This window comes from Agrobacterium sp. T29, assembly GCF_006970545.1.
Classification (GTDB): Bacteria; Pseudomonadota; Alphaproteobacteria; order Rhizobiales; family Rhizobiaceae; genus Agrobacterium; species Agrobacterium leguminum.
In genome coordinates, this window is record NZ_CP040641.1 from 508,423 (window position 1) to 527,946 (window position 19,524).

The following is a 19,524-nucleotide window of genomic DNA, read 5'->3' on the forward strand; positions in this document are numbered from 1 at the left end:
CCCTCACTTTCCCGCACTGCGTTGCGCAGCATCTTGCTCGAAAGAAAGGGCGCGTGGATCGGCCCAGTCCTGCACATCGAAATCCGCCGGAATGAATCTCCATTCCAGCAGGAAATCCTTGAAATGGCTCAGTGCATCCAGCTCGGCCGGATCGAGATCAAGCCTCAGATTGCGGTGTACATCCGGGCCATTCGCAGCCAGAACCGCCTCCTCGCTGACGCCGATCTCGCGGGCGATGAAACGCACGGCTTCCGCCGGATTGTCATTTGCCCATTGGGCAACCCGCTGTACGGTGGCGACGAGTTCCGCCACCAGATCGGGCCGCTCATCGGCAAAGGTGGCGTCCACCGTCAACGGGCGCGGCGTGCCATTGTTGATGCGGATTTTCGGATCGGGGTGAAACCCCGTCGACACCACGACCTGCGCACCGATGAGATTGGCGACGGTGACGCCTTCCGCACCCTTGACGAAAAACGCATCGATCTGGCCCCGATGCAGCGCTGCAATCTCCTCACCATAAGGAAACCGCCGGCGCAGACCATGGAACCTGTCGTCAGACGGATCGAGCAACACCGGCTCTTTCGCCGTGAGATCGACAAGCTCGACATCCGCAACGGCGAGGCCCGAGACCGTCAGCGCCGAAACGATGCCTTTGAGCGATGTCGCTCGCTGGAAATCGATGGTTTCATTCGGCCGTTTCGGCAGGCCGATGCGCCGTCCCTTCAGGTCGCTGCCCTTGCTTATTCCGCTTGCTGGCAAGGCGATGACGGCCTGAAACTCGTCGGTTCTCGTCAACCCCACCAGCCGTGTTTTCCGGCCGCCGGATCTCGCCCAGATCGGCGGAATATTGCCGCCCTGACGGAAAGACCAGTCCAGACGATGATCGAAATGGCTCTGGCGAATGGCCGGATCGGCCGCGTCGCGAATGGAGGAAACAGAGATGCCATGGGCACCGAAACTGTCCTCGATCCAGCCCAGTTGCGCCGCGATGGAAAGCGGCGTGGGCGCCGGGCAGCGTGTGTACCACACGGTTACGGGTTGGGTTATCTGGCGAAGGGCGGCATCAGCCATGGCGTTCGTCCTCGAAATTGCGATCTGAACGGCACGCTACACGCCATAAAATATTTTCTATAGATAAAGTGTACTATTTCAGGCGCGATTGAGGAAATTCGTTTCCATCTTGTGATTGGTTCGCCAAGACGACGGAATATCCTTTCGATAATGGCAGGATTTCGGGTCGGATTCCCCAGCCTGCCGCACCCATCCCTCACATTCGACCGCCGCTTGGGTGCTGCCACGGATGAAAGTTTTTCTTCTCCGCGCAGCAAGGATTTTTAACTCGCGACCGGCCCCCCGGCTGTTACGCTTCCCGCAATTGCGCCGGTCATACAGGCCGGCAATCCAACAGACCTGAAAGAAACGTGGCAGCATGAGCAAGACCAAACGCCGGCTCAATCTCAATGTCGGCATCAACACCACCGGATACCTCGCCAATGCCTGGAAATACCGGAGCGGAGACCGGCACGACATCAACGACATAGGCTATTATCGCCGGCTGACTGAACTGGCCCATAAGGGCCGGTTCGACGCCGTTTTCCTTTCCGACCACCCCGCACTGCTGACCGACCCGGCAAGCCGCCCGTTTCACACCATCGATCCGCTCATTCTCTCGACATCGCTTGCCGCACAGGTGCCGGACATCGGCTTTGTGGCAACGGTGTCTTCCACCTATAATTCGCCCTATAATTTCGCCCGGCGGACGCAATCCATCGACCTCGTCACCGGCGGCCGGCTGATCGTCAATATCGTTTCTTCCTTCAATCCCAATGTCGCCGCCAATTTCGGCAACGATCCGCTGCCGCCGCGCAGCGAGAGATATGCCAAGGCCACCGAATTTCTCGACGTGGCGAAAAAACTCTGGTCGAGCTGGGATCCGCGCCGCGAAGGCGAGGTGCCGGAAGAGCGTTTCTGGGATGCGGCAACGGCCGAGACCATCGATCATGAGGGCAAATATTTCCATGTGAAAGGCCCGCTCAACGTTCCGCGTGGGCCGCAGGGGCATCCCGTCATCGCACAGGCCGGCGCCTCCGAAGGCGGCATCGATCTGGCGGCACGCCATGGCGAGATCATCTATTGCAACATCCTGTCACGCCCGGCAGGTCAGGCCTTCGGCAAAAAGGTCCGCGACCGTGCCATCTCCCTCGGCCGCGATCCCTCCGGCATCCGCATCGTTCCGGGCCTTGTCGTCATTCTGGGCGAGACCCGTGAGGAAGCGCTGCGCAAGCATGAACTCTTCAGCGGGACAGGCTCGGAAGACGGGCTTCTGGCGCGTTTCGCCAAGGAAAACGGCATTGATCCGCGCGACTTCAACCCGGATATAAAACTCGATGGCGAGCGCTTCATTCCCGACCAGAACCGGCAATGGGCCGTTGGCATGGGGCTTGGCCTTTCCGAACTGCTGACCCACGAAAAGCTCACCGCCCGTGAGGCCGTGCGCCGCTCCGAAGGGCATCACCGGCTGCTGCTCGGCACGCCGGAAGAAGTGGCGGATGGCATCATCGACCTCTGGCAGGATGGCACGGTGGATGGTTACACCCTGCAGCCACCGCGCGCGCCGGACGATATTGCCGAATTCGTCGAAAAGGTCGTGCCGGTGTTGCAGGATCGCGGTATTTACCCGCGCGAATATGAAGGCGCGACGATCCGCGACCGCTATGGCCTGCTTTATCCAGATTGAACGGCAGATACGGCGCTGTTGAAGGTGTCATATACCCATCTCCCGCCACTTCCCGCTGGAAACGGGAATGGCGGGAACGGGACATATTATTGGCCCGTCGCCACTCTCAAAACCGGCCGCCCGCCGGAAAGCTGCGGCAGGACGGCGGCGAAATCCGTGACGATCTGGCGATAATCTTCCGGCTGGAATTCATAGGGCAGTTCCAGACGGAATTCCGAGACGAGCGGCAGAACGGGATCGCGCGAAAGCTTCTCCAGAATCTCGTCCGTCGTCCCAACGATATCGGGCAGGAAAAGCGTGCGGCGCGCGCCATGCGGCGTGGTCGTGCGCCTGTCACGCTCGGCGGCGAATTCCTGATAACGGCGGCGGGTCGCGGGGCTCGCGCTATCGGTCGGCAGGATCACGCGGCCAAGAGCGACACGCGGCTGGCGCTCATGCGCCCATTCCTGCCGGAAGCGGCTGACCAATGCCGCCTGCGCGGTCAGAAAATCATCGGTATTTTCGCCGCTGACGATATTGCCCGTCAGGAGATTGAAGCCCGTCTTGCCGGCCCAGCGCGCGGAATTTTGCGATCCGCCGCCATACCATAGCCGATCCGTCAGCCCCTCGGCGACTGGCCGCAGGCGTGGCACCTGCGCACCGGCCGCATTGCCCGCTTCCGTCTCACTGGATAGCGGTTCCGATCTCAAGGCCCTCGCCAGCTTTTCGGCGCGGGCATGGCTGTAGTCCGCCTCGGGAACCGTATCGACATAATCCGAAATGAGATGGGCGAAGGGCGGCGCGCCCACCGAAACCCCGACATTCAATCGCCCACGCGACAGGACATCCACGGTGGCCAAATCTTCCGCCAGCCTGAAGGGATTTTCGTAACCAAGCTGAATGACAGCGGTGCCGAGGCCGATCCGTTTCGTGCGCTGCGATGCCGCCGCGAGGAAAGTTGCCGCCGATGAAACGCCCCTTTCCAGATGGCGCTGGCGAACCCAGGCACTGTGATAACCCAGCACCTCTCCGGCTTCGAAAAGCTGCAGGGTTTCTTCCAGCCCGTCGGCAGGATCATCATCGTGATAATTGCCGGGAACCAGAAAGGCGAAGTGGGAGATATGGGAAAGGGGCATGGCTGTAAGGTCCGGAAATGAGTGTTGAAGCTCAGCAGCGCAGATGCAGCCATCCCCGTTCCGGACAGCCGTTCAATGCGGCGCATACCCATGCAGAATGCATGATGACAGGCACGCCTGGCACGGCATGTTCGTTTATAGTCCCGGCCTTTGTTGAAAGATCATTGCGCGATTCAATAGTCTACTAAAATTATGGATTACCACCCCTCCTTTGGAATAGGCCGCGCTCACGCCCCCGTCGGACCTTCTTCTCCGAAGGGCAAGATATCCCTCAGTCGCCCTCTCACATTGAAGAGCTGCGCAACACGGTGCGCAAATGGTCTTGATTTTCCGCATCAACATGTAATACAGATTATCATACATGTTGACAAATAACGCATACATGTATGACATTGCAGCAACCGCAAACGCTGCCATACCTGCATGAGGGAGGAATTATGATCATCACCGACGTCGAGGTCCGTGTTTTCCGCACGACGACCCGTCGGCACTCGGACAGTGCCGGTCACGCGCATCCGGGTCCGGCGCATCAGGTGGAACAGGCCATGCTGACCATCCGCACCGAAGACGGTCAGGAAGGTCACTCCTTCACCGCGCCGGAGATCGTTCGCCCGCATGTCATCGAAAAATTCGTCAAGAAAGTTCTGATCGGTGAGGACCATCGCGACCGCGAACGGCTATGGCAGGACCTTGCTCACTGGCAGCGTGGTTCGGCCGCGCAGCTGACCGACCGCACGCTGGCGGTGGTGGATTGCGCCCTGTGGGACCTTGCCGGCCGCTCGCTCAACCAACCTGTATACAAGTTGATCGGCGGCTATCGCGACAAGGTGCTGGCCTATGGCTCCATCATGTGCGGCGACGAGCTTGAAGGCGGGCTTGCGACACCTGAGGACTACGGCCGCTTTGCCGAAACGCTGGTGAAGCGCGGCTACAAGGGCATCAAGCTGCACACCTGGATGCCCCCGGTCAGCTGGGCGCCGGATGTGAAGATGGACCTCAAGGCCTGCGCCGCCGTGCGCGAGGCGGTCGGCCCCGATATTCGCCTGATGATCGATGCCTTCCACTGGTATTCCCGCACCGATGCGCTGGCGCTTGGGCGTGGCCTCGAAAAACTCGGCTTCGACTGGATCGAGGAGCCAATGGATGAGCAATCTCTGTCCTCCTACAAATGGCTTTCCGACAATCTCGATATTCCGGTCGTCGGCCCGGAAAGTGCGGCCGGCAAGCATTGGCACCGGGCCGAATGGATCAAGGCCGGCGCCTGCGATATTCTGCGCACCGGCGTCAACGATGTCGGCGGCATCACCCCGGCGCTGAAGACCATGCATCTGGCAGAAGCCTTCGGCATGGAATGCGAGGTGCATGGCAATACCGCCATGAACCTGCATGTTGTCGCCGCCACCAAGAATTGCCGCTGGTATGAGCGCGGCCTGTTGCACCCCTTCCTCGAATATGATGACGGCCACGATTATCTGAAGTCGCTGTCCGACCCGATGGATGGCGACGGCTTCGTGCATGTTCCTGATCGGCCGGGTCTTGGCGAGGACATCGATTTTACCTTCATCGACAACAACCGGGTGAGGTAACGGGCCATGAAAACGGTGCTCGCCTTCGGAGACAGCCTCACCTGGGGCGCGGACCCGGCCACGGGTCTGAGGCACCCCGCCGAACACCGCTGGCCGGAGGTTCTGGAGGCCGCGCTTTCCGGAAAGGTGAAGGTTCACCCGGAAGGACTTGGCGGGCGCACCACCTGTTACGACGACCATGCCGGCCCGGCCTGCCGCAACGGCGCGCGGGCGCTGGAAATCGCGCTGTCCTGCCACATGCCGCTCGATCTCGTCATCATCATGCTCGGCACCAACGACATCAAGCCGGTGCATGGCGGGCGGGCGGAAGCCGCAGTTTCCGGCATGCGGCGGCTGGCGCAGATCGTCGAGACCTTCATTTACAAACCGCGAGAGGCCGTGCCGAAACTGCTGATCGTCTCCCCGCCGCCCTGCGTCGCAGGCCCGGGCGGCGAACCTGCCGGCGGGCGGGATGTAGGGCAATCGCTCAGGCTTGCGCCGCTTTACCGCAAACTCACCGCCGAACTCGGACATGCCTTCTTCGATGCCGGGTCGGTCGCCAGCGCCTCACCTGTAGATGGCGTGCATCTGGATGCGCCGGCAACGGCGGCAATCGGCCGGGCGCTCGCAGCTCCGGTCAGAGAGATTCTTGGCTGATCCTGCGACGCCCGAGGAGGAACCGGGCGTGTGGATCAAAACGTGGAAAGGCCGTATGAACCGGCCGTATTGGGAGGAAAGATGAAACATTTTCTTGCAACCGCAGCACTTGGCGCCCTGCTGATCGGCGCCATGCCGCTCAGCGCCTTTGCCGAAACGCCGAAGGACCAGCTCATCGTCGCCACGACCATGAGCAATATCCTCACCCTCGATCCCGCCGCCATTACCGGCCGCGAGACCGTGCAGGTCTTGAACAACGTCTATGACACGCTGGTCGTGCTTTCCCCGAAAGATCGCAGCGTTCAGCCCCGCCTTGCCGAACGCTGGGAAATTGCCGAAGATCGGAAATCAATCCGCTTCCATCTGCGCGCCGATGCCAAATTCGCCTCCGGCAACGCCGTGACGGCCAAGGACGTGGCGTGGAGCCTGAAGCGGCTGCTCGCCCGCAATCTGGCGCAATCATCCTTCCTGAAAACCCGTGGCTTCAAACTGGAAGAGGCCGACAAGCTGTTCGTTGCCGAAAACGACCAGACCTTCGTGCTGAATATTCCGAAGCCCGACGACCCCAACCTTCTGCTGATGATCCTTGCGCAGAACGGTCCCGGCTCGATCATCGACAGCAAGACGGCGCTCGAGAATGAAAAGGACGGCGATCTGGGCGGCGCATGGCTGACGCTGAATTCCGCCGGCTCCGGCCCCTTCAAGCTGACGCAGTGGAAATCCAACGAATATATCATCCTCACCCGCAACGACGATTATTGGGGTGAGAAGGCAAAGATGAAGCGCATTCTGATGCGCCATCTGCCGGAATCGCAGTCGCAGCGGCTGATGCTGGAAAAAGGTGATATCGACGTTGCCTATTCCCTTCAGGCCCCGGACCTGAAATCGCTCGAGGCCGACAAGGCCGTCACCATCGAATCCACACCCGGCTCCGGTTTTTATTACCTCAGCGTTTCGATGAAGGATGAGCGCTTCGCGAACAAGAAGGTGCGCGAGGCCCTGCGTTACCTGATCGATTACGACGGTCTCGACAAGGCGGTCATGCCCTATTACGGCAAGCTGCATCAGCGCTCCCTCAGCACCGGCGTCATGGGCGCGCTGCCGGATCAGGGCTACAAGCTCGACATCGAAAAAGCCAAGGCGCTTCTGGCAGAAGCCGGTTATCCGAACGGTTTCAAGACGACGCTGCGCGTGCTTTCGGAAGACCCCTTCATGAAAGCGGCAACGGCGATCCAGAACACGCTGGCGCAGGCCGGCATTCAGACCGAGCTGATCAGCGGCTCCGGCGACCAGATTTACGGCGCGATGCGCGAGCGCAACTTCGAACTGCTGCTCGGCCGCGGCGGCGGCGGCCAGCAGCCACACCCGGACAACAACCTGCGCTCCATCGCCTATAATCCCAACAATGCCGATGACGCCAAGCTCACCAATTACCAGAGCTGGCGCACCAGCTTCTTCGATGAGAAGCTGAACAAGATGATCGAGGCGGCGCTGGTGGAGCGCGACGTGGCGAAACAGACGAAGCTTTATGAGGAGCTGCAGGGCTATATGGACGAGATCGTCATGTCCATTCAGCCCTTCTCCGAGGTCATCGACACCGCCGCCTTCCGCAGCGATATCAAGGGCATGATCGTCAGCCCCTGGCTTTCGCGGTTTGAAGAAGTGAGCAAGGAGCGGTAATCGACCGCCATATCTGCGAGTAGGAAAAGGCGCGGCTAACCCCGCGCCTTTTTGCTGTAACAAAGCCCCGCTCACCCAATGTGTCAGGCGCAAGCGAAGCCTCCGCACTCCGTCACCCCGGACTAGATCCGGGGTCTAGTGCGATCAAGTCCTTGATCGCGAGAGAGTCCGTTCACGACGCAGACGCGCCGTGGCTGGATGCCGGATCTAGTCCGGCATGACGGAAGGCGGGTCTCGCACTATGTCAGCAGCCTAGGCGTAGTTGGCGGCCCACCATCCTGCCGTAGCCATTCCAAAAAAATGCCCGGCAGGGAGGCCGGGCAAGGAAGGAGGATGTTATTATCCGTGACGCCCCGGAGGAGGACGGCACGGTCTTGGAGCCGTCACGCGCCTTCATATTCCAGCGAGGCGCCGATCAGTTCGCGCGCATAGGGATGCGTCGCGCCATTGCCGGCGATAGCCTCGCGCGGCAGGATTTCGGTGATTTCGCCGCGCAGCATCACCGCGAAGCGGTCGCACATGTGATCGACCACGGCGAGATCGTGGGTCACCATGATATAGGTGAAGCCGCGCTCTTCCCGCAGGCGCTGGAGGAGGTTGAGGATTTCCGCCTGCACCGAGACATCGAGCGCAGACGTCGGCTCGTCTAGCAACAGCAGCGACGGTTCGAGGATCAGCGCCCGGGCAATCGCCACGCGCTGCCGCTGGCCACCGGAAAGCTGATGCGGGAAGCGGTCGAGGAAAGAGATGGGCAGTCCGACATCCGTGATGACCTTGCGCATCCGCTCTTCCCGGTCGCCGAGCTTATGGATCGCAAGCGATTCCGAAAGCACGGTGCGCACGGACTGGCGCGGATGCAGCGATCCGTAGGGGTCCTGAAACACCATTTGCAGCATGCGGCACCGCTCGATCAGCGGCATATCGCGCACCGACCTGCCGTCGATGAGGATATCGCCGGTCCAGAAATCGTTGAGCATGGAGACGCAGCGAAGCACGGTGGATTTGCCCGATCCGCTTTCGCCGACCAGCCCGAAGCACTCGCCCGGCTCGACGCGGAAGGATACGGAAGGCAGCACTTTCAGCGCCGTATGGCCGCTGCCGAAGGTGATGGAGAGATCGCGGGTTTCAACGGAAACGGCCATTATACGTTCTCCTCCAGCCATTCGGGGCGGCGATCCAGCACCGCAAGCGGCGCACGCGAGCCGCCGATACGCGGCTGCGCCGCCAGCAGGCCGCGCGTATAGGGGTGCTGCGCCTGATCGAGATCGCGTGCGGCGAGCGTTTCCACCACCCGGCCGGAATACATGATGAGCACCCGGTCGCAGAAATTGCGCACGAGATTGAGATCATGGCTGATCATGATGAGGCCGATGCCGCGATCCCGCACCAGACCGTCGAGAATATTCAACACCTGCAGCCGCACCGTCACATCAAGCGCCGAGGTCGGCTCATCGGCGATGACGAGATCGGGGTCGGCAAGCAGCATCATGGCGATCATGACACGCTGGCCCATGCCGCCGGAAATCTCGTGCGGATATTGCTCGTAAACACGGGCGGCATCGCGGATTTTCACCGCATCGAGCATGGCCAGCGCCTTTTCCCGGGCCTCGGCTTTCGAAGCCTTGAAGTGGCGCAGATAAGTTTCCGTCACCTGATCGCCGACCCGGCGGATGGGGTTGAGGGAGAATTTCGGATCCTGAAGGATCATCGACATGCGCCGACCGCGGACCTTCAGCATCTCCTTCTCATCGAGCTTGAGAAGATCGAGGCCATCGAAATCCAGCCTGTCGGCGGTGATTGTGGCCGACGGCAGAAGGCGCAGCAGGGCGCGGCCGACGGTGGATTTGCCCGAGCCGCTTTCGCCGACGATGCCGAGCCGTTCCCGGCCAAGGGTGAAGGAGATGCCGCGAACGGCCTCAATGGGCGAGCCGCCATAACGGATGCGGAGATTTTCGACGTCGAGGATTGGTTTTTCCATGGCCCTATCTCCGGTTCATCTGCTTCGGATCGAGCGCATCCCGCAGGCCGTCGCCTAAAAGATTGAAGGCGAGGCTGACGGAGAGGATCGCAATGCCGGGGAAGGTGACGAGCCACCAGCTATCCAGCATGTAACGCCGGCCGGTGGCGATCATTGCCCCCCATTCCGGCAGCGGCGGTTGCGCGCCGAGGCCGAGGAAACCGAGGCCGGCGGCGGTGAGAATGACGGTCGCCATGTTTAGCGTCAGGCGGATAAGGACCGACGGCAGGCACATGGGCATGATCGACTTGACGATGATACGCAGCGGCGATGCGCCCTGAAGCCGTGCGGCGGCAATGTAATCCGCCTTGCGGAAGGTCATGGCTTCGGCGCGGGCAAGGCGCGCAATCGGCGGCCAGGAAGTGAGTGCAATCGCGATGATCGCATTGTTGAGGCTGGGCCCGAGTGCTGCGACGAAGGCGAGCGACAGGATGAGGCTCGGGAAGGACAGGAAGATATCCGTGATGCGCATCATCACCGTATCGAACTTGCCGCCGAGATAGCCGGAAGCCGTGCCGACCAAAAGGCCGACGGGGCCGACGATGATCGAGACCAGCGAGATGATGGTGAGTGTGATGCGTGCGCCCCAGAGAAGACGGCTATATATATCGCGTCCCAGCTCATCGGTGCCGAAGACGTGGCCATTACCCGGCGCCTGCAGCGTATTGGCGAGATCCTGCGCGTAAGGGTCATGCGTCGCAAGCCAGGGCGCGAAAATCGCGGCGATGACGAGCAGCAGCAGGACGGCCAGACCGAAAGCCGATGTCGGGCTTTTCAGGAGGAAAACGACGATGTTCTTCAGCGCGTTCAAGGGCACCGGAAGGCGGAAGGAAGTTTCTGTACGGGCCGTCATCAGCGGGTCCTCGGATCGAAAAAGCGGTAGAGAATGTCGGACAGGAGATTGAGCCCGATGAAGATGACGCCGACGATCAAAACGCAGGTCATCACCGCATTCATGTCGCCGATGATAAGATTGCTGGTGAGATATTGCCCGAAACCCGGCCAGGCGAAGACGGTCTCGATTAGAACCGCCCCTTCCAGCAGCGAACCATAGGCAAGCGCGATGATGGTGACGAGCTGCACGCGAATATTACCGAAGGCATGCAACCAAACCGTCTGCCGTTGCGACAGGCCTTTAACCCGGGCGGTCGTCACATATTCCTGGCCCAGCTGGTCCAGCATGAAGCTGCGCGTCATGCGGGTGATATAGGCCGAGGAGGAATAACCCAGCAGAGCGGCGGGAAGGATAAGGTGGTTGATGGCTGACCAGAAGACCTCCATATCGCCCGCCAGAAGACTGTCAATCAACAGAAAGCCCGTCCGCTCCTCGACCAGACCGATATAGAACTGGTCCATGCGTCCGCCGCCGCCGACGAGGCCGAGATGGGCGTAAAAAACGATCAGCGCAATCATGCCGGTCCAGAAGATCGGCATGGAATGACCGAACAGGCTGAGCACCCGCACCAGATGATCCTGCCAGCGATCCTTGTTGACGGCGGCATAAACGCCCATGGGAATGCCGAGGCCGGCACCGATCAGGATCGCGAAGGTCGCCAGCTCCATCGTCGCCGGCATGACCCTGATGATATCCTCGATGACCGGACGCCCGGTGCGGATCGAGGTTCCGAAGTCGCCGGTGAACACGTCTCCCAGATAATAGAAGAACTGTTGCCAGAGCGGACGGTCGAAACCGAGCGCGTGATAGACCTGTTCATAGGTTTCGCGGGTCGCATCCTCACCCACAATCGCGCGCACGGGATCGGCGGGCATCAGGCGGCCGATAAAAAAGGTCAACAGCAGCAATCCAAGCAGCGTAACCGCAATACTTCCGATCTGGCCGGACAGGCCATACAGCGAAAGGCGTCTTTTTGACATGATTCCTCCCTTGCCAGAGATCGACCGCGCAAGGGACCAAGGCGCAATCCTGTCTGACAACTATCCGCAAGTTGTCACAGGTGTTGGAGGCTGTCAAGCGCATGCCAGCGAAATCCGCATTGGCCGAGGTTCCGAAATATGTGTCCGGGGTGGAAATTTCAGACCGGGCTCACCCGGCTTTCGTTTTTGTTTTGGAGAAAGGTGCCTGCGTTGCCGCAACCGCAAAAGCCTGTATTCTCCGTCTTGCAGAATGCGCGGATACCTGTCCCCCGGCTATGATGCCGATGACGTCCGTGCCTTCAGGGTGAGGAAAATATGGCTGAGATGACGCTTCTGGCATTTGCCGTCGTCGCCTTTATTGGCATTGCGACACCCGGCCCACCGTTTTGCTGGCGCTTGCCAATGGCTCGAGATTCGGAATACGCCGCGCCATGATCGGCATGGCTGGCGCTGTTCTCTCGGATTTCGTCCTGATCGGCGCGGTTGCACTGGGACTGGGCGCCCTGCTTGCGGCCTCCGAATTCTGGTTCGGCGTCGTCAAATGGGTGGGCGTCTGTTATCTTGCTTTCCTCGGCGTCATGCTCTTGCGCTCCAGAGGCACGCTCGATGGCGCCCTTCAATCGGCAGAAGCCAGCAATGCCGCCTCCGCCCGCTCGATTTTTCTCAAGAGCTTTCTCGTGGCGGCGACCAACCCCAAGGGATATCTGTTCTTTTCGGCTTTCCTGCCGCAATTCATCGATCCCTCAGCGCCGCAGCTCCAGCAATATGCGGCGCTTGCGCTGATCTTCGCCGGCATCGATTTCATCGTGATGTTCGGATATGCCCTGTTCGGCTCGCAGGCCGTCCGGCTGTTGCGGAAATCCGGAGCCCTGTGGCTCGACCGGATTTGCGGCGGCGCGCTTCTGACGCTCGCCGCCTCGCTGGCCTTCTATCGGCGGGCAACTGCGTAAACCATTGGCCTATAGGCCATTTCTGGATCACTCCACCGCGGTGCGGGAGCGCAGAAGCACCTTGTAGCGCTCAAGGCTGCCGCGCAGATGCGCCGCCATATATTGCCGCGCGGCATCGGCATCGCCTTCGATGATGGCGTCGACGATCCTTGCATGCTCCTCCTGGAGATGCAGGTTGTAGTCCTTGGGACGAGATCCTGGCGCCGCACCCTGCAATTCGCCGCGGGGAATGATGCCGGAGCGAATGAGTTGAAGGAATTCCGGGAAACGCCTGTTCTGCGTCGCCTGTGCAATGGCCAGATGGAACTCGAAATCGGCGTCCCGCGTCGGCAGGCCGGCGGCGAGACAATCACCGACGCGCCGGTGCGCATCCACAATCGCCTCCACCTGCACGGCGGAACGGCGCGATGCCGCAAGCCCGGCGGATTCAACCTCGAAAACGGTGCGCAATTCCAGCAATTCGATCACCGAGGAAATCCGCCCCACGGCCAGATCGTTAAAGGGCAGCTCCTTGGCCGGTTTTACTTCGACGGCAAAAACGCCCGCACCCTTGCGGGCTTCAACGAGGCCGTCGGCGCGCAGAATGGCGATGGCCTCGCGCACCACGGTTCGGCTGACCGAATATTCACGCGTCAGTTCGCTTTCGCTCGGAAGACGGTCGCCGGGGCGGAACACACCCTCCGACAGATCCCGCCGCAATGCCGAACTGATTTTCGCCGCGAGCGATACCCCCTGCTTCGTGCTGCTCTCAACGTCCATTCCGGCCCACCTGTTTTAAACTTGTCTGGCATGTTAGCAAACACCCGCCACATTGCAAGGGCCGGGCCTCTGCCCCCCGGACGATTGGCCGCCCTCACGCCGCAGCCATGGCCGAGCTGCTGGAAAAGCGGCTCCTATATTCACCCGGCGAAAGGCCAAGAATGCGGTGAAACACCCGGCGAAAGGCGGCTGAATCCTCATAACCCACCGACCATGCGATCTGATCGACCGAACGACGGGTGAATTCCAGCAATTCCCGCGCCTTGCCGACGCGCAGATGCTGAACATATTCGATGGGCTTCATCCCGGTCGCCGCCTTGAAGCGGCGCAGGAAGGTCCGCTCCTCCAGCCCGGCATGGCCGGCCATGTCGGTAACGCTCGTCGCCCGCCCGGCGCGGGCCTGCAGCCAGTGCTGCACCTTCAGGATCGGCTCGTCGCCATGCGTCAGCCTCGGGGCGAAACTGCTATAATGGCGCTGTTCACGCCCCGAAGGGTCGATCAGCAGGAATTTGCCGGTCTCGATCATCACCGAAGGTCCGAGCAGCCGGTCGACGATGCGCAGGCCAAGATCGGTCCACGCCATCAGCCCGCCAGCCGTGATGATATCGCCATCCTCGATGACGATCTTGTCGATCTCCAGCCGGATGTCTGGAAAACGGTCGCGGAACCGTTCGGCAAACAGCCAGTGGGTAGTGGCCGGGCGGCCGGACAAAAGACCCGTTGCGGCGATGATGAAGGAACCGCCGCAACTGGCGGCCAGCGTCGCGCCCTGCGCGTGCCGATCCAGCAGCCAGCGGGCGTAGGGCTCCGCCTCGTCGATTTCGGCCGGCCCGGTCAACCGGCCGGGTACGACAAAAATGTCGGGATGTCCCGGCCTGCCTGGCTCGGTGTCATGACAGCGGGAAAATTCACCGCCCTCGCCCATGCTCCAGTGGCTGACCCGCAATTTCGGCCCGCCGCGATCCTGTGAAAATATCGACGCGATGGCGAAAAGATCGGTGATGCCATGTACCATGGCGATCTGACAGTCCCGATAGAGGACCAGCCCCACTTCCAGCGCGCTTCCCGTTACACCTGCCATGCGCCCCACACCCCGTTTTGTCAGTTTCGGCTCGTTTTCTGTCAGAAGCGCCAATCCAGCCCCGGCAGCCTCCAGAGTATCTCTATTCCCACGGGACGCAAGCAAGCCCCCTGTAACAGGAGAGAGAGCCATGACAACGATCACCACCAGAGACGGAACGCATATTTTCTACAAGGACTGGGGCCCGAAAGACGGCCAGCCCATCATCTTTTCCCATGGCTGGCCGCTCAGCGCCGATACTTGGGATGCGCAGATGGTGTTCTTCGCCAATCACGGTTTCCGCACCATCGCCCATGACCGCCGCAGCCACGGCCGCTCCGATCAGGTCTGGCATAACAATACCATGGATCAATATGCCGACGATCTGGCCGAACTGATCGAACAGCTCGATCTTCACGACATCATTCTGGTCGGCCATTCCACCGGCGGCGGCGAGGTGACACGCTATATCGGCCACCACGGCACGGCCCGCGTCGCGAAAATCGCCCTCATTGGCGCCGTGCCGCCGCTGATGCTGAAGACGGAAAGCAATGCCATCGGCCTGCCGATCGATGTTTTCGACGGTATCCGCAAGGGCACCTATGACAATCGCAGCCAGTTCTTCAAGGACCTAACCATTCCCTTCTACGGCTATAACCGCGAAGGTGCCGTGATATCCGAAGGCATCCGCGACGAATTCTGGCGGCAGGGCATGATGGGCGGCCTGAAAGGTCAACTCGACAGCATTCGCGCCTTTTCGGAAAGCGACTTCCATCAGGATTTGAAGGCCTTCGACAAACCGACGCTGGTTCTGCACGGCGATGACGACCAGATCGTGCCGGTCGGCGCTTCCGCGCTTTCCACGGTCAAAATCGTCAAACACGCGGTCCTCAAAATCTATGAGGGCGCCGACCATGGCCTGACGCAGACCCATCAGGACCGGTTCAACGCCGACCTTCTCGCCTTCATCAACGCCTGAAACCGCCGCACAAGGAGACACGGACATGACACAGAATACATTTCTCATCACCGGCGCATCCGACGGCATCGGCGCGGTCTATGCCGAACGTCTGGCAAAGCGCGGCCATGATCTCATTCTCGTGGCACGGCGTGCCGAAAAGCTGAAGGTTCTGGCAGCACAGCTGGAAAAGGATCATCGCATCGCAGTCGAGGTTCTCTCCGCCGATCTTTCCAGGGCGGAAGACCTCGAAAAGGTGGAGGTGCGGCTGCGTGAGGACCGGCGGATTACCGGCCTCGTCAACAATGCCGGCATTGCCGGCGAGGGCGCGATCACCACGCTGGACCCGGCCTATGTGACGACGATGATCAACCTCAACATTCTTGCCGTCACCCGGCTTGCGGCGGCCATCGCACCGCGCCTTGCCGCCGATGGCAAGGGCACGATCATCAACATCACCTCGGTCACAGCTTTGATGCCGGCGGCATTCACCGCCGTCTACCCGGCCACCAAGGCCTTTGTGCTTGCCTTCACCGAGGCGCTTCAGGCGCAGCTTTCGCCCTCCGGCGTGCGGGTTCAGGCCGTCCTGCCCGGCATCACCCGCACGGCGATCTGGGAAGAGGAACGGCTCGATGCCATTCCGGCCGCCATGGTCATGGATGTTTACGAGATGGTGGATGCGGCCCTTGCCGGTCTCGATCTCGGCGAAGCGCTGACCATTCCTTCCCTGCCGGATACGGCCGATCTCGAAAATTTCCTTGCAGCGCGCGCGGCGTTAAGGCCCAATCTGTCGCATGCACTTGCCGCCAGCCGGTATCGTGCAGCCAAAACCGAATAGAGGGAGACGTATCATGATCCTCGGACTGACCATTCCCCAATTCACTGCATTGCACGTGGGCTTAAGCTTCATCGGCATTGCCACCGGACTGATCGCCCTGCCCGCTTATGCGGCGGGGCGGTGGATGCCCCGCATGATGGCGATTTTCCTCGTCACCACACTCGCCACCACACTCACCGGCTTCCTGTTTCCAATCGGAAATTTCACACCGGCACTCGGCGTCGGCATCATCTCGACCCTCGTTCTGGCAATCGCACTGGTTGCGCTTTATGGATACGGTCTGAATGGCAGGGCGCGCATCATTTATACGATCACCGCCACGATCAGCCTTTATCTCAATATGTTCGTGTTGATCGTTCAGGCTTTTCTCAAGGTCGAAACACTCAACAACCTGGCGCCGAACGGCAACGAACCGCCCTTCGTGGTCGCCCAGACGGTTCTGCTTGTTGCAGCCATCTGTCTTGGCTGGAAGGCGACGCGCCGCAGGCTCGCCGTCTGAAGCAAGCCTGAATTCGAACCGGTTTTCGTGAACATGCCTTGTGCCCCAATATTTCGGGCGCAAGGCATGTTTTTGCATGTCAAATACAGGCAATCTCCGCCCACCCGTCACAAAACGAAGAAATCCCGCCTCTAGGATTTCCTTCCGAACCTTTCCTGAAAATACGGCAGGAGACATTCGGAAACGAAGGCGGTTCGCGCCCTTGCAAACACACAATATACATTATATGATAATATATATTAAATTATTACAACAGGAGATGCCGATGAATGCCGTGAAGATCAACGAGCGTCTGACAGTTGCGGGCCAGCCGATGATCGCCGATTTCCCATCGCTCTCCGCCCAGGGTTATAAAAGCATCATCAACGCCCGGCCTGATGGGGAAGAGCCCGGCCAGCCGGGCAATGCGCAGGAAAAAAGCGCCGCCAGCGCGGCGGGCATGGATTATGGTTTCATCCCGGTCAGCGGCCCTACCATTACCGAAGCCGATATCCGTGCCTTCCAGCAGAAAATGGCGGAAGCGGAAGGTCCCGTTTTTGCCCATTGCAAGGGCGGCACCCGCGCGCTCACGCTTCATGTTCTTGGGGAAGCGCTGGATGGGCGCATCGAAAGGGACGATATCGAGGCTTTCGGCAAGGCGCATGGCTTTGACCTTTCCGGCGCCACCCGCTGGCTGGAACGGCGCGCTGCGGCGGTTCCGCACGTCAAGGCATTCTTCGATCCGCGCACATGGAGCGTGCAATATGTCGTGTCCGATCCCTCGACCGGGCGCTGCGCCATTATCGACCCGGTCTATGATTTCGATGAGAAATCCGGCGCAACCGGAACGATGAATGCCGACGCCATTCTGGACTATGTGGAGAGCCAGGGTCTGTCGGTGGAATGGATTCTCGATACCCATCCGCATGCCGACCATTTTTCCGCCGCCCACTATCTGAAGCAGAAGACCGGCGCGCAGACGGCGATCGGCGCGAAAGTCACCGGCGTGCAAAAGCTCTGGCAGGAGAAATACAACTGGCCGGATTTCAAAACCGACGGCTCGCAATGGGACCGGCTGTTCGAGGCGGGCGACAGGTTCAATATCGGCTCCCTTGAAGCGCGCGTGCTGTTTTCGCCCGGCCACACGCTCGCCTCCGTGACCTATGTGGTAGGTAATGCCGCCTTTGTGCACGATACGCTTTTCATGCCCGATTCCGGCACCGCGCGCGCCGATTTCCCCGGCGGCAGCGCCAGAGAACTCTGGGCGTCGATCCAGGACATTCTCGCCCTTCCCGACGAAACACGGCTTTTCACCGGCCACGATTATCAGCCCGGCGGCCGCGCGCCTAAATGGGAAAGCACGGTGGGCGAACAGAAACGCAGCAATCCGCATCTTGCCGGCATGACGGAGGAGGGTTTCATCCACCTCAGGGAAGCGCGGGATCGCACATTGCCGATGCCGAAGCTCATTCTCCACGCCCTGCAGGTCAATATTCGCGGCGGCCGCCTGCCGGAGCCGGAGGCGAATGGCAAGCGTTACCTGAAATTCCCGCTCGACGTGCTGGAGGGCAGCATATGGTAAAGGAAAACGCGCTGGAAAAGCCCGCGCATATTGCAGAAATCCCTCTCCCCGCCATGGAGGAGCGGGCTGTCGAGGTCGCGCTGCTTCTGAAAACGCTTGCCCATCCCGCGCGGCTGATGCTCGCCTGCACACTGGCGCAGGGGGAATTTTCCGTCGGCGAGCTGGAGGTCAAGCTGGATATTCGCCAGCCGACGCTTTCCCAGCAGCTGGGCGTCCTGCGGGAAGCCGGTGTGGTCGAAACCCGGCGCGACGCCAAGCAAATCTTCTACCAACTGAGTGAAGCGAAAGCGGCGCAACTGATAGAGGCCCTTTACACCATATTCTGCGCGCCGGAGGAGGAGACCCCGTGAGCCCCTACTGGCCCTCTCTTTTCGGCGGCATGCTGCTCGGTCTTGCCAGCATTCTGCTGTTTCTTTTCAACGGCCGCATTGCCGGCATCAGCGGGATAATGGGAAAAATGCTCGGCAGGGAGCGGCGTCTTGCCGATCTCGCCTTCGTCGCCGGCTTGCTGGCCGGGCCTTATATCCATGCCGCCGCATTCGGCCGGCTGCCTGCCGTCACCATAGTTTCACCGTGGCCACTCATCCTCATTGCCGGCCTGCTGGTGGGTTTCGGCACGCGCATGGGCTCAGGCTGCACATCCGGACACGGCATCATGGGGCCGGCGCGATTTTCCCAACGCTCCATCGCCGCAACCGCCACCTTCCTGATCACCGGTATTTGCGCCGCGACGATAGTGGGAGCCCTGTCATGAAAAATCCGGCCGTGGCGCGTGTTGTCCTGGCATTGGCCGCAGGAGCGCTGTTCGGCTTCGGCCTCTCGCTCTCCGGCATGGTCGATCCGGCCCGTGTTTCCGGTTTTCTAGATGTGGCGAGCGGCCATTGGGACCCGAGCCTGATGTTCGTTCTTGGCGGCGCGGTGATGGTCGCCGTGCCGGGTGTGCTGCTCAGCCGACGTTTTGCCAAACCGGTCCTCGCAGAGGATTTCAGCCTTCCGGCAAAAACCCGCATCGACCGGCCGCTCATAACAGGCTCGGCCATTTTCGGCGTCGGTTGGGGACTTGCCGGTTTCTGCCCCGGCCCGGCACTATCGGCTCTCGCCCTCGGGCTTATGCCGGTCGTTCTTTTCGTCAGCGCCATGATTGCCGGCATGCTGGTTCACGACCGCCTCTACGCAAAGCAGCCATAACGCAAACGCTCGTTCAGCGCGCGGGGAACGGGCAGTCGCGCGGGGCTGGAACGCTCCCGCGCGAC

Annotated in this window: 19 protein-coding genes and 1 pseudogene; 12 read left to right on the top strand and 8 right to left on the bottom strand. The window is 60.8% G+C overall.

Annotated elements, in window-relative coordinates; translation table 11 throughout:
• Positions 1-3: 3 nt before the first annotated feature.
• The gene (locus FGF54_RS17265; RefSeq protein ID WP_142780545.1) at positions 4-1,071 is read right to left on the bottom strand and encodes an ABC transporter substrate-binding protein; all 1,068 of its coding nucleotides are present in this window, start codon (positions 1,069-1,071) and stop codon (positions 4-6) included.
• A 358-nt stretch (positions 1,072-1,429) separates the two neighbouring features.
• Here FGF54_RS17265 and FGF54_RS17270 point away from each other — a divergent pair, with 358 nt between their 5' ends.
• Complete coding sequence (locus FGF54_RS17270) at positions 1,430-2,737, top strand: NtaA/DmoA family FMN-dependent monooxygenase (protein ID WP_142780546.1); 1,308 nt, start codon at positions 1,430-1,432, stop codon at positions 2,735-2,737.
• Between the two features lie 86 nt (positions 2,738-2,823).
• Here the strand turns inward: FGF54_RS17270 and FGF54_RS17275 are convergent, their stop codons facing one another.
• Positions 2,824-3,852, bottom strand: a complete 1,029-nt coding sequence (locus FGF54_RS17275) for an LLM class flavin-dependent oxidoreductase (protein ID WP_142780547.1) — start codon at positions 3,850-3,852, stop codon at positions 2,824-2,826.
• A 437-nt stretch (positions 3,853-4,289) separates the two neighbouring features.
• On the opposite strand from FGF54_RS17275, the gene FGF54_RS17280 reads away from it, so the two are divergent.
• The 3 genes from FGF54_RS17280 to FGF54_RS17290 all read left to right on the top strand — a co-directional run bounded on the left by FGF54_RS17280 (position 4,290) and on the right by FGF54_RS17290 (position 7,754).
• Positions 4,290-5,438: a mandelate racemase family protein gene (locus FGF54_RS17280; RefSeq protein ID WP_046801469.1), complete on the top strand. Its 1,149-nt coding sequence runs from the start codon at positions 4,290-4,292 to the stop codon at positions 5,436-5,438.
• Between the two features lie 6 nt (positions 5,439-5,444).
• Positions 5,445-6,074 (top strand): SGNH/GDSL hydrolase family protein, encoded by a 630-nt coding sequence (locus FGF54_RS17285; RefSeq protein WP_142780548.1) that lies wholly within the window; start codon positions 5,445-5,447, stop codon positions 6,072-6,074.
• An 81-nt stretch (positions 6,075-6,155) separates the two neighbouring features.
• A complete protein-coding gene (locus FGF54_RS17290) occupies positions 6,156-7,754 on the top strand; it encodes an ABC transporter substrate-binding protein (RefSeq protein ID WP_142780549.1) in 1,599 nt (532 codons plus the stop codon).
• A gap of 383 nt (positions 7,755-8,137) precedes the next feature.
• On the opposite strand, the gene FGF54_RS17295 is transcribed toward FGF54_RS17290, so the two are convergent.
• The 4 genes from FGF54_RS17295 to FGF54_RS17310 are packed head-to-tail and all read right to left on the bottom strand — an operon-like array spanning position 8,138 to position 11,646.
• On the bottom strand, positions 8,138-8,896 hold the full coding sequence (locus tag FGF54_RS17295) for an ABC transporter ATP-binding protein (RefSeq protein WP_065657148.1): 759 nt from the start codon (positions 8,894-8,896) through the stop codon (positions 8,138-8,140).
• Complete coding sequence (locus FGF54_RS17300; RefSeq protein WP_142780550.1) at positions 8,896-9,732, bottom strand: ABC transporter ATP-binding protein; 837 nt, start codon at positions 9,730-9,732, stop codon at positions 8,896-8,898. The genes FGF54_RS17295 and FGF54_RS17300 overlap by 1 nt, the downstream gene beginning before the upstream one ends.
• A gap of 4 nt (positions 9,733-9,736) precedes the next feature.
• Positions 9,737-10,624: an ABC transporter permease gene (locus FGF54_RS17305; protein WP_080819256.1), complete on the bottom strand. Its 888-nt coding sequence runs from the start codon at positions 10,622-10,624 to the stop codon at positions 9,737-9,739.
• A complete protein-coding gene (locus FGF54_RS17310; RefSeq protein ID WP_020813122.1) occupies positions 10,624-11,646 on the bottom strand; it encodes an ABC transporter permease in 1,023 nt (340 codons plus the stop codon). The genes FGF54_RS17305 and FGF54_RS17310 overlap by 1 nt, the downstream gene beginning before the upstream one ends.
• Before the next feature lie 315 nt (positions 11,647-11,961).
• Here FGF54_RS17310 and FGF54_RS17315 point away from each other — a divergent pair.
• Positions 11,962-12,596 (top strand): annotated as a pseudogene (locus FGF54_RS17315) (LysE family translocator).
• A gap of 27 nt (positions 12,597-12,623) precedes the next feature.
• On the opposite strand, the gene FGF54_RS17320 reads toward FGF54_RS17315, so the two are convergent.
• Both FGF54_RS17320 and FGF54_RS17325 read right to left on the bottom strand, forming a co-directional pair.
• Complete coding sequence (locus FGF54_RS17320; protein WP_142780551.1) at positions 12,624-13,355, bottom strand: FadR/GntR family transcriptional regulator; 732 nt, start codon at positions 13,353-13,355, stop codon at positions 12,624-12,626.
• A gap of 94 nt (positions 13,356-13,449) precedes the next feature.
• Complete coding sequence (locus FGF54_RS17325) at positions 13,450-14,436, bottom strand: GlxA family transcriptional regulator (protein ID WP_142781561.1); 987 nt, start codon at positions 14,434-14,436, stop codon at positions 13,450-13,452.
• Between the two features lie 130 nt (positions 14,437-14,566).
• Here FGF54_RS17325 and FGF54_RS17330 point away from each other — a divergent pair, with 130 nt between their 5' ends.
• The 7 genes from FGF54_RS17330 (at position 14,567) to FGF54_RS17360 (ending at position 19,459) form a co-directional block, all read left to right on the top strand.
• Positions 14,567-15,394 carry an alpha/beta fold hydrolase gene (locus tag FGF54_RS17330; RefSeq protein WP_142780552.1) on the top strand — a complete coding sequence of 276 codons (828 nt, stop codon included), beginning with the start codon at positions 14,567-14,569 and terminating at the stop codon, positions 15,392-15,394.
• Positions 15,395-15,419: 25 nt separating this feature from the next.
• Positions 15,420-16,211, top strand: coding sequence for an SDR family oxidoreductase (locus FGF54_RS17335; RefSeq protein WP_142780553.1), 792 nt, complete (start codon positions 15,420-15,422; stop codon positions 16,209-16,211).
• 13 nt (positions 16,212-16,224) lie between these two features.
• Positions 16,225-16,710, top strand: coding sequence for a hypothetical protein (locus FGF54_RS17340; RefSeq protein WP_003524730.1), 486 nt, complete (start codon positions 16,225-16,227; stop codon positions 16,708-16,710).
• Positions 16,711-16,975: 265 nt separating this feature from the next.
• Positions 16,976-18,271 (top strand): bifunctional sulfur transferase/dioxygenase Blh, encoded by a 1,296-nt coding sequence (gene blh, locus FGF54_RS17345; protein ID WP_142780554.1) that lies wholly within the window; start codon positions 16,976-16,978, stop codon positions 18,269-18,271.
• The gene (gene bigR, locus FGF54_RS17350) at positions 18,265-18,621 is read left to right on the top strand and encodes a sulfite-sensing transcriptional repressor BigR (RefSeq protein ID WP_137453833.1); all 357 of its coding nucleotides are present in this window, start codon (positions 18,265-18,267) and stop codon (positions 18,619-18,621) included. The genes blh and bigR overlap by 7 nt, the downstream gene beginning before the upstream one ends.
• A complete protein-coding gene (locus FGF54_RS17355; RefSeq protein WP_142780555.1) occupies positions 18,618-19,025 on the top strand; it encodes a YeeE/YedE family protein in 408 nt (135 codons plus the stop codon). The genes bigR and FGF54_RS17355 overlap by 4 nt, the downstream gene beginning before the upstream one ends.
• Entirely contained in the window at positions 19,022-19,459 is a 438-nt protein-coding gene (locus FGF54_RS17360; protein ID WP_142780556.1) for a YeeE/YedE family protein, read from the top strand. The genes FGF54_RS17355 and FGF54_RS17360 overlap by 4 nt, the downstream gene beginning before the upstream one ends.
• Positions 19,460-19,524: the final 65 nt, after the last annotated feature.

Coding starts and splice junctions, on each gene's coding strand:
- FGF54_RS17325 (WP_142781561.1), bottom strand. CDS start 14,436: ATGGCAGGTGTAACGGGAAGCGCGCTGGAAGTGGGGCTGGTCCTCTAT.
- FGF54_RS17275 (WP_142780547.1), bottom strand. CDS start 3,852: ATGCCCCTTTCCCATATCTCCCACTTCGCCTTTCTGGTTCCCGGCAAT.
- FGF54_RS17330 (WP_142780552.1), top strand. CDS start 14,567: ATGACAACGATCACCACCAGAGACGGAACGCATATTTTCTACAAGGAC.
- FGF54_RS17295 (WP_065657148.1), bottom strand. CDS start 8,896: ATGGCCGTTTCCGTTGAAACCCGCGATCTCTCCATCACCTTCGGCAGC.
- FGF54_RS17335 (WP_142780553.1), top strand. CDS start 15,420: ATGACACAGAATACATTTCTCATCACCGGCGCATCCGACGGCATCGGC.
- FGF54_RS17300 (WP_142780550.1), bottom strand. CDS start 9,732: ATGGAAAAACCAATCCTCGACGTCGAAAATCTCCGCATCCGTTATGGC.
- FGF54_RS17285 (WP_142780548.1), top strand. CDS start 5,445: ATGAAAACGGTGCTCGCCTTCGGAGACAGCCTCACCTGGGGCGCGGAC.
- FGF54_RS17310 (WP_020813122.1), bottom strand. CDS start 11,646: ATGTCAAAAAGACGCCTTTCGCTGTATGGCCTGTCCGGCCAGATCGGA.
- blh (WP_142780554.1), top strand. CDS start 16,976: ATGAATGCCGTGAAGATCAACGAGCGTCTGACAGTTGCGGGCCAGCCG.
- FGF54_RS17290 (WP_142780549.1), top strand. CDS start 6,156: ATGAAACATTTTCTTGCAACCGCAGCACTTGGCGCCCTGCTGATCGGC.
- bigR (WP_137453833.1), top strand. CDS start 18,265: ATGGTAAAGGAAAACGCGCTGGAAAAGCCCGCGCATATTGCAGAAATC.
- FGF54_RS17270 (WP_142780546.1), top strand. CDS start 1,430: ATGAGCAAGACCAAACGCCGGCTCAATCTCAATGTCGGCATCAACACC.
- FGF54_RS17360 (WP_142780556.1), top strand. CDS start 19,022: ATGAAAAATCCGGCCGTGGCGCGTGTTGTCCTGGCATTGGCCGCAGGA.
- FGF54_RS17320 (WP_142780551.1), bottom strand. CDS start 13,355: ATGGACGTTGAGAGCAGCACGAAGCAGGGGGTATCGCTCGCGGCGAAA.
- FGF54_RS17265 (WP_142780545.1), bottom strand. CDS start 1,071: ATGGCTGATGCCGCCCTTCGCCAGATAACCCAACCCGTAACCGTGTGG.
- FGF54_RS17305 (WP_080819256.1), bottom strand. CDS start 10,624: ATGACGGCCCGTACAGAAACTTCCTTCCGCCTTCCGGTGCCCTTGAAC.
- FGF54_RS17340 (WP_003524730.1), top strand. CDS start 16,225: ATGATCCTCGGACTGACCATTCCCCAATTCACTGCATTGCACGTGGGC.
- FGF54_RS17280 (WP_046801469.1), top strand. CDS start 4,290: ATGATCATCACCGACGTCGAGGTCCGTGTTTTCCGCACGACGACCCGT.